Source organism: Solitalea canadensis DSM 3403, assembly GCF_000242635.2.
Lineage (GTDB): Bacteria > Bacteroidota > Bacteroidia > Sphingobacteriales > Sphingobacteriaceae > Solitalea > Solitalea canadensis.
On sequence record NC_017770.1, the window covers coordinates 1,001,698 to 1,019,626 of the forward strand.

The 17,929-nt window shown below is 39.2% G+C and carries 16 protein-coding genes and 2 tRNA genes; 5 read left to right on the forward strand and 13 right to left on the reverse strand.

Features of this window, described 5'->3' with window-relative positions:
• The first annotated feature begins 155 nt into the window (after positions 1-155).
• The 5 genes from SOLCA_RS04035 (at position 156) to SOLCA_RS04055 (ending at position 2,966) form a co-directional block, all read left to right on the forward strand.
• A tRNA-OTHER gene (locus SOLCA_RS04035) sits at positions 156-238 on the forward strand.
• A gap of 286 nt (positions 239-524) precedes the next feature.
• A complete protein-coding gene (locus tag SOLCA_RS04040; RefSeq protein WP_014679171.1) occupies positions 525-728 on the forward strand; it encodes a hypothetical protein in 204 nt (67 codons plus the stop codon).
• Between the two features lie 126 nt (positions 729-854).
• On the forward strand, positions 855-1,526 hold the full coding sequence (locus SOLCA_RS04045; RefSeq protein WP_014679172.1) for an outer membrane beta-barrel protein: 672 nt from the start codon (positions 855-857) through the stop codon (positions 1,524-1,526).
• Positions 1,527-1,574: 48 nt separating this feature from the next.
• Positions 1,575-1,656: transfer RNA gene (locus SOLCA_RS04050), tRNA-Leu, on the forward strand.
• A 143-nt stretch (positions 1,657-1,799) separates the two neighbouring features.
• Positions 1,800-2,966: a tyrosine-type recombinase/integrase gene (locus SOLCA_RS04055; protein WP_014679173.1), complete on the forward strand. Its 1,167-nt coding sequence runs from the start codon at positions 1,800-1,802 to the stop codon at positions 2,964-2,966.
• Positions 2,967-2,995: 29 nt separating this feature from the next.
• On the opposite strand, the gene SOLCA_RS04060 is transcribed toward SOLCA_RS04055, so the two are convergent.
• The 13 genes from SOLCA_RS04060 to SOLCA_RS04120 form a co-directional block, all read right to left on the reverse strand.
• Positions 2,996-3,334 carry a hypothetical protein gene (locus SOLCA_RS04060; RefSeq protein ID WP_014679174.1) on the reverse strand — a complete coding sequence of 113 codons (339 nt, stop codon included), beginning with the start codon at positions 3,332-3,334 and terminating at the stop codon, positions 2,996-2,998.
• A gap of 275 nt (positions 3,335-3,609) precedes the next feature.
• Complete coding sequence (locus SOLCA_RS04065; protein WP_042479259.1) at positions 3,610-3,930, reverse strand: hypothetical protein; 321 nt, start codon at positions 3,928-3,930, stop codon at positions 3,610-3,612.
• 232 nt (positions 3,931-4,162) lie between these two features.
• Positions 4,163-4,810, reverse strand: coding sequence for a DUF4468 domain-containing protein (locus SOLCA_RS04070; protein WP_042479262.1), 648 nt, complete (start codon positions 4,808-4,810; stop codon positions 4,163-4,165).
• Positions 4,811-4,872: 62 nt separating this feature from the next.
• Positions 4,873-7,836: a hypothetical protein gene (locus tag SOLCA_RS04075; RefSeq protein ID WP_042479264.1), complete on the reverse strand. Its 2,964-nt coding sequence runs from the start codon at positions 7,834-7,836 to the stop codon at positions 4,873-4,875.
• 31 nt (positions 7,837-7,867) lie between these two features.
• A complete protein-coding gene (locus SOLCA_RS04080) occupies positions 7,868-8,314 on the reverse strand; it encodes a hypothetical protein (protein WP_014679178.1) in 447 nt (148 codons plus the stop codon).
• 10 nt (positions 8,315-8,324) lie between these two features.
• Complete coding sequence (locus SOLCA_RS04085) at positions 8,325-10,436, reverse strand: hypothetical protein (protein WP_014679179.1); 2,112 nt, start codon at positions 10,434-10,436, stop codon at positions 8,325-8,327.
• A gap of 72 nt (positions 10,437-10,508) precedes the next feature.
• The gene (locus SOLCA_RS04090; RefSeq protein WP_014679180.1) at positions 10,509-10,967 is read right to left on the reverse strand and encodes a hypothetical protein; all 459 of its coding nucleotides are present in this window, start codon (positions 10,965-10,967) and stop codon (positions 10,509-10,511) included.
• Positions 10,968-10,988: 21 nt separating this feature from the next.
• The gene (locus SOLCA_RS04095) at positions 10,989-11,312 is read right to left on the reverse strand and encodes a hypothetical protein (protein ID WP_014679181.1); all 324 of its coding nucleotides are present in this window, start codon (positions 11,310-11,312) and stop codon (positions 10,989-10,991) included.
• Positions 11,313-11,316: 4 nt separating this feature from the next.
• A complete protein-coding gene (locus SOLCA_RS04100) occupies positions 11,317-11,952 on the reverse strand; it encodes a hypothetical protein (protein WP_014679182.1) in 636 nt (211 codons plus the stop codon).
• A gap of 1 nt (position 11,953) precedes the next feature.
• Positions 11,954-16,105 carry a pyocin knob domain-containing protein gene (locus tag SOLCA_RS04105; RefSeq protein ID WP_014679183.1) on the reverse strand — a complete coding sequence of 1,384 codons (4,152 nt, stop codon included), beginning with the start codon at positions 16,103-16,105 and terminating at the stop codon, positions 11,954-11,956.
• A gap of 1 nt (position 16,106) precedes the next feature.
• Positions 16,107-16,622: a hypothetical protein gene (locus SOLCA_RS04110; protein WP_014679184.1), complete on the reverse strand. Its 516-nt coding sequence runs from the start codon at positions 16,620-16,622 to the stop codon at positions 16,107-16,109.
• Positions 16,623-16,626: 4 nt separating this feature from the next.
• Complete coding sequence (locus tag SOLCA_RS04115; RefSeq protein ID WP_014679185.1) at positions 16,627-17,379, reverse strand: hypothetical protein; 753 nt, start codon at positions 17,377-17,379, stop codon at positions 16,627-16,629.
• Entirely contained in the window at positions 17,372-17,920 is a 549-nt protein-coding gene (locus SOLCA_RS04120; RefSeq protein ID WP_014679186.1) for a hypothetical protein, read from the reverse strand. Before SOLCA_RS04120 ends, SOLCA_RS04115 begins: the two co-directional genes overlap by 8 nt.
• Positions 17,921-17,929 lie beyond the last annotated feature (9 nt).

A 17,929-nucleotide genomic window follows, 5' to 3' on the forward strand; every position in this document is an offset into this window, starting at 1 on the left:
AATTAACTTTTTTCTGAGTGAAAAGATGTTTAAAGTGTTAATGATTTGAGGTACAGATAATTGTTTGTTTTTATGTGCTGAAATGCAAAAAATAAGTGTTGAATGCTTAAAAATGTTCCTGAAATATGATGGAGTTTATATATTTGCAGCCTCAAGCGCGGGTGGCGAAATTGGTAGACGCACCATCTTGAGGGGGAGGCGCCCGCAGGGCGTGTGAGTTCGAATCTCATTCCGCGCACAAAAAAACAGCTCCAATAGGGCTGTTTTTCTTGTTTTTAGTCAAACGGGCAAAAAAACGGGCAAATGTGCTTACAACATGAAAAAACTTTTATACTAACTGCATTGTTCTCGGCTAGTCTTTTTGCATGTAAATCGGATAATGATTTAAGGCCAGAAGAAAAAAGAAAATATGAAATTAAGTATGAAATTATATTTGATCCTTTAACTAGCCCTGCTACAGTACAACATTTCTTGAATTAACTGTTTGTATAAACAATACATGTAACCCCGTAAGAATTACATCGATGCCTTATAAATCCGGAACAATAGCACTATACGAAAATGATACATTGATGATTAGAAAGGGTTTTCACGAACATTACTACTTACTTTCCTTATTCGTAGATGGCGAAAATAAATTAGAAAGTAATGATCTTGATAACTTCATAGGATATGTTAAAGATGGTAAGTTTATCAAGGGATACGGAAATGTTTATACTTTAAAATAATTCTTACACAAGCTGGCTAATTAAGGGTGAAAAATGGGTGATAACAAAACTTGATAACAATTGTAAAAAATATTTTTGTCGGTTACAGATAGAAGAAGAGGAAATTCTTTTTAAACATACTATTCAATGAAAAAAACACTACTTATTTTATTTTTCTTATTTACGGCTAGCTATTCATTCGGACAGAACAAATGGAGCATTCAGTTAAGCACGCTTACAGGTGGGTTTAGTGATAATTGGAACAGGACACAGTATTCTCAGGCAACATTATCTTATAGTGTACAACTATCAGGATATTATAATTTACATAAGGGACTTAAAATAGGTGCAGGTGTTGGTTATTTAATGAATAGATCAGGGTACAAATTTACAGTAACTCCCATAGATGAGTTAGATCCGGTATGGCCTAATGAGATTACGGTTAAAATCAAGTACGCTTACTTAACTGTACCTTTGAAAGTAAAGTACGATTTTAATCTATCAGATAAATTCTATATTCCTGCCGAGGTAAATGGAATCTTTAATTTTAATATTAGTAATAAGTCAGCAAGCTCGACAAATAACAGTTGGAGAAGTTTTGATATGGATACATATCATCCTGTAATTACGAGCGGACTTTCCACTGGTTTAGGATATCGTTTAAATGAGAAAATGAAATTGGAGGTTGCATTGGATTATTCCATTTACTTGACACCCATAGGCAAAGGATATTATAGCAAAGCCTCTAATTATTATATTCCTGCATTAAAAGGAAAAAACACAGTATGGGGTGGTCTAAATCTTAGTTATAATTTTTAAATTTTTTATCCAAAAATTACCGGAAGATAATATTTTTGCATTCCGCTTGCCCAGGTGGCGAAATTGGTAAACGTTGCGGTCTCAGAAGCCGTTGGGAATACCCTTGGGGGTTCGAGTCCCCCCCTGGGCACAATTCTGTGCCAAATCACAGTTAATACTACTTTAAACCGCGTTTTGTTGTTTACCAGATGTTTTCCAGAAAAACGGCTCTACAGCCTTGGGAATACATCTGTGTAAACTGGTTTTTCCAATAGTTTACCAGAACATTTCGCGATGCATCAGTACTCTCAGAAGCTTTTAATCCGTAAAGACTATATTAATAAGGAAGGCAAATCAGCCCTTTATTTTCAGGTTATTATAAATAGGAAGATCATTAAGGTTAATCCGCGTGTTTCATGGGATGTAACCAGGTATGATTTTGTAAAGAATGAACTTATCCCAAGAGGAAAGAAAGACCAGGAATGGATAGATGCCAAGATTATTATCGATAAGGTTCGATCTGATATCAATGACATATTCATTAAATACCGTACCTCTGATAAACTACTTACTGAAAATTTATTTTACAAAGAACTTAATGCTGCAGGTTCAAAAAAGGATTTTATCCATTACATGGAATCTAAGGTTAAGTACCGGTTTAGGGGAGGATTAATTGATGAAAGCACCTATAAAAAACATATTGGAACAGTTGACCGGCTTAAAGAGTTCAAAAACGAAATTGCTTTTTCTGAGCTGTCCGCAAGGATTTTTGAGGATTTTAATGTTTTCTTAAAGAAGGTGAAAAAAAACAGTGAAAATACACGCTGGGGAAGGTTTAAGAACATTTCAACATATCTGAATATTGCAAAAGATGAAGGAATTGTTTTTGAAAATCCATTCCTGAATATGAATGATAAACCGAAGCAGGTACCAGGTACTATTGAGTACTTAACTAAGCAAGAGGTGAAAAAACTTAAACAGCTGTATGAAAAAAATGATCTTCCAGGACATTTAATGAGAGAGTTGAAAAGTTACTTGTTTTCATGCCATACTGGCGTTCGTATTTCAGATATTGCTCATCTCTCCAATGAAAACATTATTGGTGATGAACTGGTCTTTATACCTCATAAAACAAGACGCTTTAATCGGCCCGTAAGGATTCCCTTACTATCTTATGCAAAAAAGTTAATCGAAGGGAAAAAGGGGTTATTACTGGAGAAAGTTGCGGATCAGAAAATGAATGAGAATTTGAAGCTTATTGCGGAGAAGGCCAAAATAAGCAAGGAATTAAGCTTTCATACTGCCAGACATACTTTTGCTACCTTGTTTTTAGCTGCAGGTGGAAATATTGCAGTACTTAAAGAACTTATGGGACATGCAGCTATAAAAACTACAATGGTATATGTACACATTGATGCAGAACAGAGAAAACAACAAATGTCTTTGATGGAAAGTCTATAAATAAAAGCCCTTTGATGAGGGCTTTTATTTTATTGAACCCAGTTGTTTTGGGTGACAATTTCTAATAACTCCTCGTGATCTTGCCGCTCCAACCGGTATAAAAAGCGATAGAGCATGTACATTTCAAATATTTCCGACTCATCCAGTTCAGGAAAATGAGTTTCGTTAGTAAGGTTTTGGAAGAACAGTTCTAACAGACTGTTCATGGCTTTGCCGGCATCAGCACCGGTGGTGTACCATTGTACAAAGCAATTGAGCTTAGCTTGGCTTAACAAGTTAGGGTGTGCCTCAACAGTTAATGTAACCGTTTTTGGGATGCCGGCTGGTGCTCCTTGAGCATTGGCGGCTTTTTTCGAGTGTTTCTGCATACTGTAAAAAAGTCCCGTGTGCTGCAGAAACACTCATACCTGTTTGCACAAGCGAAGGAATGCCGCTCCAAACGGCTCACACGGGATTATCTTAAGTTTTGTTGATTTATACTTTGATGTACAAACAACGGGTATTAGTATTTCTGCATCACAAACATGCAAAAGAATTTTAATTTCATCGGTTTACAATTGTATAAATCTAGTTGACATTTGTAGGTAAATATAAGCAAGTTGTAATGCTTGTGCTATACTATAAATGTGGGATTCCAATCGGTTTATTGATGACTTACTTCTTTTGCCTCTTCATGATCCTGGTATTCTAACCGGTATAAAAAACGGTAGAGCATGTACACCTCAAATATCTCCGACTCATTCAGTACAGGAAAATGAGTCTCATTAGTTACATTTTGGAAGAAAAGTTCTAACAGACTGTTCATTGCTTTACGAGCATCAGCCCCTCTGGTGTACCAGTTTACAAAGCAATTTAGTTGAGCTTGGCTTAATAGGTTAGGATGTACCTTCACGGTTAAGGTTGCCATTTGAGAGGTAGTCTCTGCTCCTTGAGCGTCAACGGATTTTTTCGGTTTGTTCTGCATGGTATAAATAGCCCCGAGTGCTGCAGAACAAATCTTACGTGGTAAAAACACGAAGAAGGGTTGCCGGCCTAACCGGCTCACTCGGGATTTATCTTAAAATGTTGGTGATTGTAAACCTTTAATGATTTACCATCATAAAATCGTCCTGCATTGCAAACATGCGAAACAATTTTAATTTAGTAGGCTTACAAGGCTATAAATCTAATTGCCATTTGTAACAAATGTAAGGCGGTTACCAATCGTTTTTACCATTTGAAGGTTTTTCAACCGCTATTTTTAATTCATCAATTATAATCTTAGCGCTTTCGTCCACATTTCTTAAAATGTCTGCCCAAAGTCTAAGCATTGATTTATTTACCCAGTAGTCACGTTTTTGCTCACAACAGTATTTATGATAAGATTGATATGTATTTTCAACTAGAGTTTCATCTGGATGAGGGATTTCTTTTGATGGGGCAAGCATTACCCGAAAGTTATTCAACTCATATTTATATTTGTTGTCCTTAAAAGTTAAGTTAAGTGTAAAATAAAGCGAGTAGGTAGTAATATTTTCCATCCCTAATGATTTGCTAGAAATATTTACTTTGTCAATGGCTTTAATGATTAGTTTGCCAGCCTCCTTATCATCCATTTGAATAACATCTTGTGCCGAATTAAATGTTAAAGCTGTCCATTCTTTAGCTCTAACAAATAGTTCTTTCATCTTTACACTGTCAACAATTACAACACCAGTGTAGGCAATTCGCCCATTATCAAAAGGAAGTCTAATTTCAGGAAAGGTTTCTTTGGCTGATTTCGGCTTAAGTTTATCAAAGTACATGTCATCTTGCGCCAATGCCAAGATTGGCAACATCATAAGTAGTAGAAATATTTTTTTCATTTTTCGCGGTTTTTGATTTTGCGAAAATAGAAAAGTCCTGGAACATATAGTCCAGGACTTTTTTATCTAGCCCCTGCATCTTTCCGGATCATATCAACCGTATTCAAGGATTCTGCAATCTTAAAGTAACTGATCACTACAGGCCGGTCTTTTTCTTCTCTCACTGCAGCAAGCACCTGGTTCATTACTTCCAGTAACCGATCATCATTTTTAATTACTACTTCAGAATTTGTTCCACCTGAGGAGTTTGAAGCTGCAGCAGTTGCTGCCAACTGCCAGGCATCTAAGCTTTCCGAAACACCACCATTTCGATAAGTTGAAACCGCTTTATCGATTGCCTGGTAATTGGGTAAAACAGGTGCACCGTTTTTATACATACTGTTATACAGCAGCTGGTCAATAAGACGCTTATTATTACCATAAACCTTTTTACTAAGCACCATTAGGGGCTCACCGCCTTCCATATTCAGAATATGCTTTCCTGTTTTTCTGTCGAACAGATCGATCCCACCATCTTCATGGCTACTACCTTCCGGTACAGCACCGATTAAAGCACCATCACGTGCCTTTGGTGTTGATGATCTTGTTTGATTGCCGGATCCGGAGTCAGCATCATCACCACTCATGGAAGCTGCTTTGGCAATCTTGGCGATACTTAAACCGGCACGGGCCACTGCAATACCGGTCAAGGCACCAGCGATCACCTGGCCTCCAGGAATACCGGAGTAAAGTTTCCAATACCCTTGAATTTCCGATTGAGTACGCATAATAACCTCTGCAGTACTCATTGCTGCTTCAACCACTAGAGCAGCTTTATAAGCTGCTGATTTTTCCCCGAACAGCGTCTTTACGGTGTCGACACCCTCTTTTACCAGGGAAATTGAAGCTTCCTGTATAGCTTTTTGGCCCTCTTTATAACGGGTTTCATCTGCAATTTTCTTCTTATAAACCCGTTCTGATTCCTTAATCCGGTTATCAGCTATTTTTTTATCTATCTGAGAGGTGTCTTCACCAAACGTTTCATGCAGAATCTTTAAAGCTACTAACCGTTCATATTCCAGTTCATATTCGCTGAGAGCAAAAGCTTGTTGCAGCTCCAGTTCCTTTTCGAGACGTTCTTCCAGAGGAACTTCATTTAAATCATCATAGGCATCAGCTTTCTGATTCTGAAGATTGGTTTCTTTATCATTAAACCGGTTTTCAAGCTGATTTTTGGAAAGTTCAAAATAGGCTTTTGCGTCTTCAGCGTTTTGCTTTTCCTGTTCTTTTTCCCGTTCCTCAGCTTGCTTTTTCTTTAGGAGATCCAGTTCTTTCTTTTCTTCGATATTGATAGTAAGGATATCATTTGCATGCCCCTTTGCCCTCTCTCGCAGCTTCTTATATTTTTGTTCAACTTCGAATACTTCCTGCTGATCCTTTTCTAAAGTTAGCTTATGGTTATCGTCCTTTACTTTTTGGATATCCTGTTGCAGCTCTTTATACTTATTTAATGCTTTTTCTTTAGCCTTTTCCTCTTCCTCGGTATTCCCATTCCCATTTGTTTGGGGCTTATCAACTTTTATCTCTGGGATAGTGAGATTTCCTCCTTTGAGCTCGTTGATAATACCTGTTCGACCCTTGATTCTTTCATTCAATGCTGCAATATTTTCATCCAGAACTCTTAATTCCTCATCAGTAAGTTTTCTTACATAAGAACTTGACATACCAGGGCCCGTTGTAGCCGTTTCCCAGGCTGTTCCGGACTTTCTTCTGATTGCAAGTTCGGTAAGTCGCTTTTGATCGGATTTTAAGGCATCCTCATTTTCCGTAATAGCATCAGCATTTTTAACCTTTAACATGGCTTTTTGAGTCTCAATAAACTCACGAGCTTTAGTGGTATTGATTGAAACGATGTTGCCATACTTATCAAACTCAGCTGCAGCACTGGGAATAACTTGAGAAACTCGTTGAATGATGTTTTTTAACTCATTCTGTTCAATGGCTGTTAATTTGGTTTTGGTTTTAAGGGTGTCATATCGATCCAGTAACGGTGCAATGTCCCCTGTAAGGGATTTAACAACCTTTTGTTGTTCCTTAAAGTCATCTATTGAATTATCTGCAGCTGATTTAAACATCCTTGTAATAGCTGAAGTGCCATCATTAGCCAGTTTGATAATACTCATGATACTTTCACTGAAGCTTGTTCCAATAGTAGCCGCAAGTTTATCCAGGTTATCCTTTAGATTTGAAGCCTGTCCTTCAATGGTTTTAGATACAGCGGCCATACTGCCAGCTATACCATCCATTTTTGCGAAATTCAATAATGCTTTCTGAATCCCTTGTTCATCGAATTTGTTGACTGATAATGTCATTCCCTTAAAGGTCAAGCTTACTGTATCTCCAACAGTTTTCGCTCTCAAGCCTAACTCCTTCATTCGCTCCCACTCTCCAGTCATTCCATCAAGCATCGCTTCGATGTACTGATCAAGCGTTTTGCCTTGAGAAGCGGCCAAATCACCCATTTGAGTTAACTCTGCTTTTGTTGGGATTATACCACGGTTAACTAGCTTTATATACCCCTGGGTAGCCTCTTCTAATGAAAACGGTGTTTCAGCTGCCCATTCACGTAACATATCCAATGCTGCTTTGGCTCCGCTTTTACTGCCTAGGGAGTTTTCTAGTATTGCAGTGAACTTTTGTGTTTGCGCTGCAGCCTGGTAAATTCCTCCAATGAAACGCTCAACTGCAGCAACAGCCAGTTCAAAACCTTTTATCAGTGCGCCACCTACAAACGTTCCTGCAGCAATTTGCTTAAACTTCCCGAACGAGGTAGTTGTGCCATTAACGGCTTCTTTCATTTCGTTCTGAGCATCCTTTAAGGCTTTTCGTTGCCTAATCAGCTCTGCATACTGTGCCGGATTATCGGCCTCTCTCATTTTATTTATCGATGAGGTTAATGCTCTTACTGCACTGTTTACCTCATTGATAGTTGTCATGCTGTTTTGACCGTTTAATACCAGGTCTATAACAGCCTTTTCATTTTCCATCGCCATCTATATCACCCTCACTTTAATTTGCTTATACGTGTATGCTCACATTGCCAATTTGCGCTATACCATCCTTCACTTCTTTCATTGCACTTATTGCAAACCGGATCTCCAATATTCTCCGGAGCTTTCCGATTTCCCGTCGCTTGGTTTTGCTGTACCATGGTTTGGCTTTACGAGCCATATGGTGAAGCCTACCGGATTCGCCTCTGCTTCTGGAGTATGCATCATCCCCTAATGCTTTCCTACTCCCTAAGGGAACACCCCGTCCGACACCCATATCGACAAACCGACCGTAATTATTGAATTTTATAAGTACCCGCTCGACATCTCCACCGTTTGACTGCAGTTCGGTTGCAAACGAATGATACAACCGATCATCTCCAATAATCATGTACCGATCCATGGCTTCCTGGAACCTTTTGACGGTTCTGGAGAGCCATTTATCAAGCAATTGCTCTAATTCCTTCTGCTGCATGTTCTCTCACTTAATATCTTGGACGTGGACCGATGTTTGGAGCCGATGGATTACTTCTGGTTGTAATGATGTTATAGCCCACTGAAGGCAGTAAGGAAAAATAATCCTGGTATTTAGTGTACCTGTAAGCCATTAGGAAGGTGTAATTAGAAAATAACACCACTTTACTACCATTACAGATAACCTGTCGGTTTTCACTGAAACTCATATAAGAATTGATCCTGTTAACATGATCCATTTTATACTTCACATTCAGGTTATTTGCAATGAATGGTTTTGTGCCGGCCCTGTCAGAATAAAACCTGATCACGATATCGCCGGATATTTTATACCGGTTATCAAATAAACCACCTTCGTTATACCGGCGGTGGTTCTCAATTTCAAGGATTGCATAGATAATAATTGGATTAACTGGTACAGATCCATCCACCGGAGGAATATACTCTGGAGGGTTTACCGGAACTGCAGATCTGGAAGGAGTAGCTGATTGAGTGTAGACTTCCATTTCAGCACTGGCATAAGTCGGAAACTCATAGCTCAGACGGCTTAGAATACACCTCATTTTTACACCTTCGTCCGTTAATATGATCTTAGGTAGTTTTAATAGTTTTTTGGTGAATTCACTACCATTTAGGTTCATATTAAACACAGCAACTTTGGCATTTTTTTGAAATTCAAACCACGGTTCCAGCCACCTCTTAAAAAGGCCGAATTCCCCTTCATAGATCATTGCATATTCACCAACTCTGATGTTATTGTAATTGGTGACACCACTGCTTGCAAATGGGTAATAATAGCCCAATGAATCAGGCTGCATACCATAGTAGGTGAAAAAACGAAGGCTGAATTTATGCTTAGTTTCATCTGCCATATCTCCAGCAGCTACTAATGGATCTCTGATCAGGCAGCTTTGATTTACTACCGGCAAAAGCAGGGTTCTTTCATCAGCTCTATCCCGGTCAGTTCTGAAAGTACCCATTAAAATAGGACCGGTGCCTAGCTCATACGTTTCACCTCCTCCGTTAAAATTGTATTCACGAACAATCGGATCTCTGGGATCACCAGTTACGTCGATAGGAGGAGGGGAGTCACTCCACATTTTATCATCTGAGTCAAATGTTGGTTTTATGGTTAAGCCACTGTACTCATTAGAATTCAGATCTTTCATGTGTCCAGTTTTGGTAGTAAAATCTTCAACCGACGTACTTACCAAAGCTTCTTTCAAGGGCGTGAAATCTGCAGTAAGCGTTTCCGGATCCAACAGGATCTGAATGCCAAACGAATTCTTCAGTGCGTTAAAGAATTTTCCGATAGATATCTGAGGTAAGTGGTCTCCAGCAGTAATTTTTAAGGTTCCGATAGTGCTAACTATTAAAGGAAGTGCCACGTTGTTGAATATCAGGATCCGATCTAACCATGGATCAGAAAACCATGAGCCCTTCGCCTGGTAACCCAAAAGTTTGCAGCATTCAATAACTACATACTTCAGACTGAAAAAAGGAAACTGCATGTAAGCAGATTTTGTTGGAGGTTCGGCCAGGCCATACCTCATTTCATAGCTATTGGTTTCTGCAGATAAATAGACCGGATTCATGGAGCTCACAACTGGTGTGATTACAACTCCGTTTTCATCTCGTTCAGGACTATTTGCGATGTAGTTAACTACGTACGGGAACACATACGGAACTTTAGGAAAGTTTATCCAGGTTGCTGCAATGTTATTTTTGATTTCTGAGGCATTATTGCCCAATTGAAAAGTAGTATCCTTAAAAAGGTCATTTAATGTAGTCTTACTTAGAATATTGGCTACACCACTATTATCAGCCAGGATATAACCCTCAATTGTGCCATTACTAATTTTAAACTTGAAAATACCTTTCTTATGAAAGGTATCTCCATTGTAAAGCTCACATTCAAACCCTTTTTCAAGGTCGCCTATGCGTTCAGGTCGATGTAAATGGTTAATTAACCGTTTGTTTTTAGGAGTCAGCTTAGCCTTAATCGGATAGCTGTACGTCCCGACTAACTCCCGGGAGTTAAAAGCCGGATGGCTAACTTCTAATTGTAATTTTGTTCCTGGTTCTAAGTCTAAGCTTTCACCATTAATTCTAATTGACAGCATCTCAAATTCCCTCGCACACAAATGATGAAAAGCGGTATCGATAAATACCGCTAAAAAATCTTATCAGAACCGTTAATTGACAATCTCCGGAGTTTTTAATTCTACTTTGAGATCTGGATCAATCACGAAAGGTTTAAATACTTCAATCCAGCTTTCGTGAAGTCCTTTAGGCAGCTCTAATGCTAAATAAGGTTCAAATTCAATTGATTTATCTTCAAATGCGAGGTCTTTTGCAGCATCAGAAGCCTTAATTCCTTCTTTATCAAATTGGTAATTACGTTTACCGGTTTTATCATCGATCGTAAAGAAAACCCTGCCGGTGTCAGCATCCGTTAGCGCGTGATCGAGTTCAATATCACTTAGCTTTTCCATCCATTGCTTGTGAAATTCATTCACCTGGTTAGCAACTTTTGTAATTGCATACTTCAGTTTCGTTTCCTCCGGAAAGAGCTTTAAGTACTCGTTGGCTGCTTTGATAAAAGAATAAATCTGCTTATAGGAAACTTTAGCCTTATTGATTTTAGCGTTCATATTGTAATGTGTGTAATAGGGTTATTGAATTAATTGAGCATTGTGATTTACGTTAACTTCTAAGATCGACTGATAAACTTCCTGTTTGGTTATCTGACCCTGGCTAAGCTGCTTTGAAATACTCAGCGTAACATCAAACGGAGTAAAACAAGCTTCTCTATTTTCGTAATCTGAAACTGAGCGATAAATTGAAGCACTTGCAGACAAGGTATATTGTTCTACCTCTTGTCCATTTTCATCCCGGCTATAGGATGTTTGGATGGTGTGCTGCATTAGTTTAATAATAGCCTCGTTGGTTGAAAAACCGCCTTGCGCTTTTACGCTTGAATTGATGAGAATGTGCATGATGTTAAATACTTAAAATTTCGATATAGAATTGTACGCGGTTACCGCTTGTTCCTAACCCAATGTTAACCACCCCAACGCTAACTGTAAAGGACTTTGATTTTGAGGTGTCGATATCTGCAGTAATTTCAAAGGTTGACACATTATTTGTTCGCTGAACAGTAGGAAATACAGATCCTTGTCCGAAGTCATAGGTTGCTGACACGTTAAATAGAATATCTGCAGTATTGGTGCCCACCTGCGTAAAACGGATTTTAACGCTTTGACTTGTTTCCACTATTGCTGCGTTCACCATACCACTAGCCGAATTATTGCCACTGCTTTGACTATATACATGAAATGCGATATTGTTGCCGTTTAATCCCTGAGCACCGAGTTCCGATATATAGCTAATGACTCCACTACCTCCGGTGACGTGATACCTGGAGTAAAAGTTCCCCGTTCTTTTTATAAAATAACTCCCGTCAACAGCTGGACCTACTCCAAGAGGATCAGCAAAAATTTTATCATTTAAAGCTGCGGGTAACTTTACCATGTAACAGGTACTTACCGGAGCAGTACCAGGCGTGCTAAAGTCCACTTTAAAAAGGCCGGTTACAGGCATTAATTGACTGGTTCCCCAGAATGCAAGTCCTATCATATTAGTAATCGGTTATGATCGCTCCGTACACTGTACTGTTAATTTGAATTAGGGAAATAATTGCTGCCTTGTTGGCCGATATCGTAAGGTTTGCAATGCTTGGAAACTTAACACCGGTAATAGCAATGGTAATCGCAAACGTTGCCGTGTTTTTGATTTCTATCGTTACGTTTTTCCGGTCTGCAGCATTGGAAAGCGTAAATGTGGTATTTGCTGAAATCGATTTGTACTGATTGCCTCCTATGTTAAAATCAATCACAGTTCCAGGAATAGCCGCCTGTGTCAGTAGAATTGCAGAGGCTAATACATTTCCATAAATAGTGGTTTCACCATCTCCAAAAGAAGCATAGGTTTTTGTGGTAGTGCCGTTATGTCCGTAGATGCCAAGAGGTCTAAAGGCCGCATTTGTCCCAATAGAACCCGCTAATATCCCAATAGTAGTGCCTGAAGTGTTCCAAATGACATCTATAAACTCAGCATTTGCATTACCATTAACTGTCCCTCCTTTAAAGACAAACATCTCGCTATTAGCGGAAATCCTTCCTTGCACATCTAATGTATAGGCTGGAGCATTGGTGCCGATCCCCAAATACCCTGTATCTCGTTTAATTACAAGGGCATTAAGAATTCCTGTACCGGTATCATTATAACGAAGTACTGCAAAATCATAGCCGACGTTGTTTGAACCAGTTTGCGTATTGATACCATAAAGGTTCCACATAGTTACACCAGATCCGTTCCTCATTACAAATGAGCCGGAGCCTGGTGCCCGATCGCTTATAACGGCTCTGGCTAACCAATCAACAGTAGAAAGATTACTATTTCCGGAATGCCAGAACTTAGACCAGGTTGAATATGCTGTACCATTATAGTAGCGATAATACATATCTCCACTACCTCCAACCTGAGGGAATGCTAATTGATGACTCCAGGAATTTGCTGCTACTGGCTGACCAAGGCTATTATAATTATATGGGATGTTTATTAACGCACCTGCATTGGCAGTTGGGGCATTAGTGGCAGATCCTAAATTCCAGGCATAAGTACCGATTCCATTACCATTATTTAAGTCAGCCAAGAAAGTAGATCCATTGGTTCTATCTTTAAACAACAAGCCGTCATTGCCGTTGTGATAAAACTTGTACCATCCTGACCAAGTGTTAGGAGCAGTAAGCTTTTTAAATTGGAAATCAGTATCAGCGGCAGCTGAAGTCCAAAGCTTAAATGAACCGATCGCTGAAGTACTCGAATAATCAGCTACCCGGTCATAAGCAAAACCTCCTCCTGCAGTGTATGGAAAATTCGTAGAACCGCTAGAATTAATAATTGAATATGAGTTTGACAGAGACGTTCCAGCTACAAAAGCTATAGGTGCATTAGCATCCGGAAGATTAACGCTTCTATACCATAATGCATTTATCCCTCCTGAAACTATTAAATGGCTGATACTATCATCCGTAGCTCCGTTAACTAATAGCTTTTTAGCCTTCCAATCAACAGTAGCAAGGTTACTATTCCCACTATCCCAAAACTTTCTCCAGTTTCCCCAAACACCTGTTTGTTGGGATCTTGTATACCAGTCTTTACTATTATTGTCAACACCAATAATATTGCTAAAAGTATTGTTGTTATCCGATCTAATATTAAAGGCTGTAAAAAATCCTGCTGCAGGGCCATTTATAGCAGTGTTGGTTCCATGCATTAACCCTTCATAAGGCAATGTATTCCAATCGGTAATTGTTCCGGTAGGAGTGTTTGCAAATGCATATTGTTTGATATCTACAGCATCAAATCTGAAGGCTGCAGCATTCCATCGTGCGAACCCTCCGGATAACGGAGTATCTTCCCTGGTAGCAACCTTTTGCAGATTGCCGATTTCACCAATTTTAAACGCGTCATCGAATTCATCAAATACAAACTGGTAATTGATTGCCGTACCTCGTTCAACTTCAATACCTCCATAACGAGCGGTAACACCTGGGCCAACTTCATTTTTATTAATCAATAATAAATTGTCCTCAATGTTCACCTGTTCTGCATTTGATTCATAAACAGATCCATTGTGAATGATGTTGCCATTGATCACCAGGTCTCCAATGGTTAAACTACGCGTGGTTGTGTTTCCTGCAGCTAGAATTGCATCAATAGTATGCGTATGGCCAAGTTGAGAATAACGACCATCAGCAAATACCTGATCAATTGAAGCCTCCCATTTAACTATTCGTGGATCTGTTAACTGTAGATATCGTGTGTCTCCCTGGGCAAAGGTGATATAAGGAATGTTTACTCCCGCAATTACACGGCCTTCCTCAGTTACTGTTACCTGGTTGTAAGTTCCTGCAGCAATTCCGGTTTTATAGTCCTGATCTGGAGACATAACTCCAACCAGCTCATTAAACCAGTGTTGATGTTCAAAAGCAGCAAAGCGGTCATCACTTTCCGTTTTTCGGTAATACAGGTTATCATGATTATGATCCGGATTATTTCCTCCAGATCTTGAACTACCAAACTGATCTGGAATATAATAATCAGAATCTGGTTGAGCAGTCTCATTGTACCCAAGATCTTCGGAGCTATCTTCAGAGTACAGCCGATCAACATAGGCACTGGAGTACTCAAACTTAATGGCCGGTAAATTATCCCGGTCTTTATATTTTTTAATATTTCGGGATGTTACCGAAATCGGGATACACTCTTTATTGATGTACCGGTACTTGTAATTCGATACAAAGAAATCCGCCAAAGCGTGTATTTCAGTTCTTTTTTTAAAGCCGGTTGCAACCTGCTCCACTCTTTTAAGCTCAATATTAAAATCGATCTTTTGAGCCTGACTAAGCTTATAGTTGAATGGAAGCTTCTGATCTGCACTTTCAGTTAACAGATCAAATTCACTGCTTTGCTCGCCAACACATGTAAGGGTTTTAAAGCCTCCCACGCTATCGGCAAATACAAAGTATCTGGAGTATCTTTTGAACGATCGGTCAACAAGAAAGTGTTTTATTGCGCTTAATCCGGCATTCAGTTCATCTACCACCTGGACAGAATAACCAATTACCGTTTTTTCCGGATCCAGGCTTTCAAGGTTCAGCTGAGTGTAACCACAATTGATGTAGATTTTATCAAACTGGTTTAGTAGAATACCTGGTTTTACAATCTCAGCTACTGATTCATCCGAATAATTTACGGTAAGCTTAATACCGATGGTATGAGCCATTTCATGCAGATAAAGGTAGGTGAGGATTACCGGCTCGTTTGCTCTTACCTTAGCTGTATCTATTGTAGCTGATTCTAAAAACAAATGCAGTTGTGGATCCTGCGTAAGTTTCTCTCCCAAAGAGTCAGGATTTGTACTTACTCGAGAGTTTGCAACATGATCCAAACCGCCCAGTAAGGCATACTTAATTTCCGATGAGTAAGTTTTTCTTACAATGGCGTTTGGAGTTCCCCAGGCTTCAGCATATCGGTAGTAATACTTCACAATACTTTTTTTGCATCGCTGGAGTAAAATGCCTTGTGCATATTCAGGAAGATCTGGTTCCAGATAACTTCTCAGGGTGTCACTAAAATCTACAGAGCTTACATCATTGTGAATATCCACCATTGCCTCATACTTACTTTCAAATACATCAGGAGATGTTTCAATGAACAGTTCTACAAAATGCTTAAAGTTTGGTTTTCGGTTGTCCGGAGTACCATGACGAACAACGAGGGTTTCGTATGAGTTAACGTTATTAAATACTTGCTGGTAATGTTCACCGACGTTTTTAAAGTCGTAAATGTTACCTGTTTTTTTGGCTGTAAACCTCAATGAATTGCCGACAACTTCAACTGTAAAGCTTTCATCAATTAAGAAATTGGATTGAAAATAGGGGAGTATGGTATTCAGATATACTGGGATATCCGATCCTAATTCACCACCAACCGGAAACTGTAAACCACTATCATCCGGAGCGTCCTTAGCCGTCATGCGAACAATGGTATCGCCCCATTCAAGGGTTATGGAAAAACCATCGCGCCAGCCGTAGCCACGATGTTTGACCTCATTAATAGAAGTTACGCCTGGAGTAACTACTCCGGTGCTTTTCAAAAACAATGCAGTACTGTTACCAGCAAAGCTTAATATACCTGGTTCCCTTTCAACACTTATCGCCATACTATAACCAATCGTCTTCTTTAAAAACTACATCAACACTCGATAGCAACTCAAACTGAAAGAGTTTACCGTAGTACTGATCACCCATCGGGCCAACACTTGTCACATTAACTTTAAACTTAAATTCCTTAAATGGAAAGGCAGATGCATTACCGCTGCGCTTAGCTCTGGAGTCTTTACGAAGCTTCGCAATTACCTTGTTGCCAATAATTGCACAACGGGATCTCGTTGCTTTAATAGATGTCAGATCTCTGGAATCAGACCTTTCAATGATGTAAAAGGCAGCATTAATTACTTCGATATTATTATCACCCGATGCTTCGCTTAAATCACTCTCATAGGCATCCAGCAGCATTACAGTTTCTTTAGCTGAAGAACGTATCGCCTCATCCATTTCGGCCAGGTCGTAGCGGTTCGGCAAGTGAAAGAAACAAGGCTTTTCAGGTGAATGCTGTAGCTCTTTAAGTTTAACTGCAGCATTTTCGAAATAATTAATGTAAACCGATTCGTTATCCATCTGACTACTTTTTAGTAGCTGCTATGGTATTATCCAGGTCGCGCAAAAGCAACCAAATGTTTTGCGTGATGGTTTTGTCGTAGTCGCCGAATTTTGTACCACTGATGTTTAGCAGCACATCTGTCCAGGTCTTTTTCTCATTACTTTCGCCTCCGGAGAAAACATGCGGATGGCTTTTAATAATTAAGCTACGATTGCCTAAATAGCATAGCAACACTGCATAATTAATGTAATCAGGTAAGCGACAAAAGGACACAGATCGACGATTAGAGTTTTTGATATTAAACTTTTGCCGTTCTGCAGTATCCTGTTTTGTAAAGGAAAATGATACTGCAGGCCGGTACAATATTGCAGTAAGATCAGCCAGGTCATTTACATTCTTACTATTCCAATACTTAGCCAGTACCGCTTCGCAATACCGAAATTCATCTCCGGATAGATCCTGAAGTTTATCTGCAGGACCGTAATATACTTTTGACCCTTGGCGAATAGTGGTTAAAGGCCATTTTGTTAAATTATTGTCCAGTCCAACCCAATCAAAGAGTAATGATAAATGAACTTTTTGAGCAGGGTTCAATTGCGAAAAAAGCTTTTCGGGTATTCCGAAAAGCTCTCTAGCTAACTGAATTCTTGCCTCTGTGGACTTTCCTTCTTCATGACACAGCGATTTTGCAACAGCTAAAACACCCTTGTCATTTAATTCATTCCAGCTGGAAGGAGCCACGAATTTTTTATTGTTCAGTGTAGCTTCATTCATTTTTTAAAAACTTATAAAGAAACCATGTGCAACCAATGAACAGACAGATATTAACTGCAGTGTCAAAAAACATTGACCATAATGGCTTTTTCTGCTTTTCAATCGTAGCTGTGTTTCCCTGAATGACCTTGGTCAAACTGTCGTTCTGTAATTTCAGGGCTGATAGTTTATACTGCAGACTATCAATCCTATGTTCAACCCACTGATTCACATTGACAGTGCTGTCGATGATTGCCCCTAAAGTGAGTATGTTGTTCTGGAGCGAATAGATTAGCCTAGCATTTCCTAAATCAATATTGCCGGACTTTGCTATCCCAGGACAGGGGAGCGTGTCAGTGATCCGGACAACTCTAGTCGGAACAACAGTTTTAGTAACTGATGTTTTAAGGCTTTCCTTAACTTTAGCGACCACGCTATCCTTCTGATCATGCCTGATGTTAACCTTTTCGGTTTCCTTTCTGCTTGCAGAGGTGTCAACTTTTTGTGTTGTGCAGCTTACCATTAGTAAACAGCACAACCATAACAATAATAACGGTCTCATTTTCTTTCT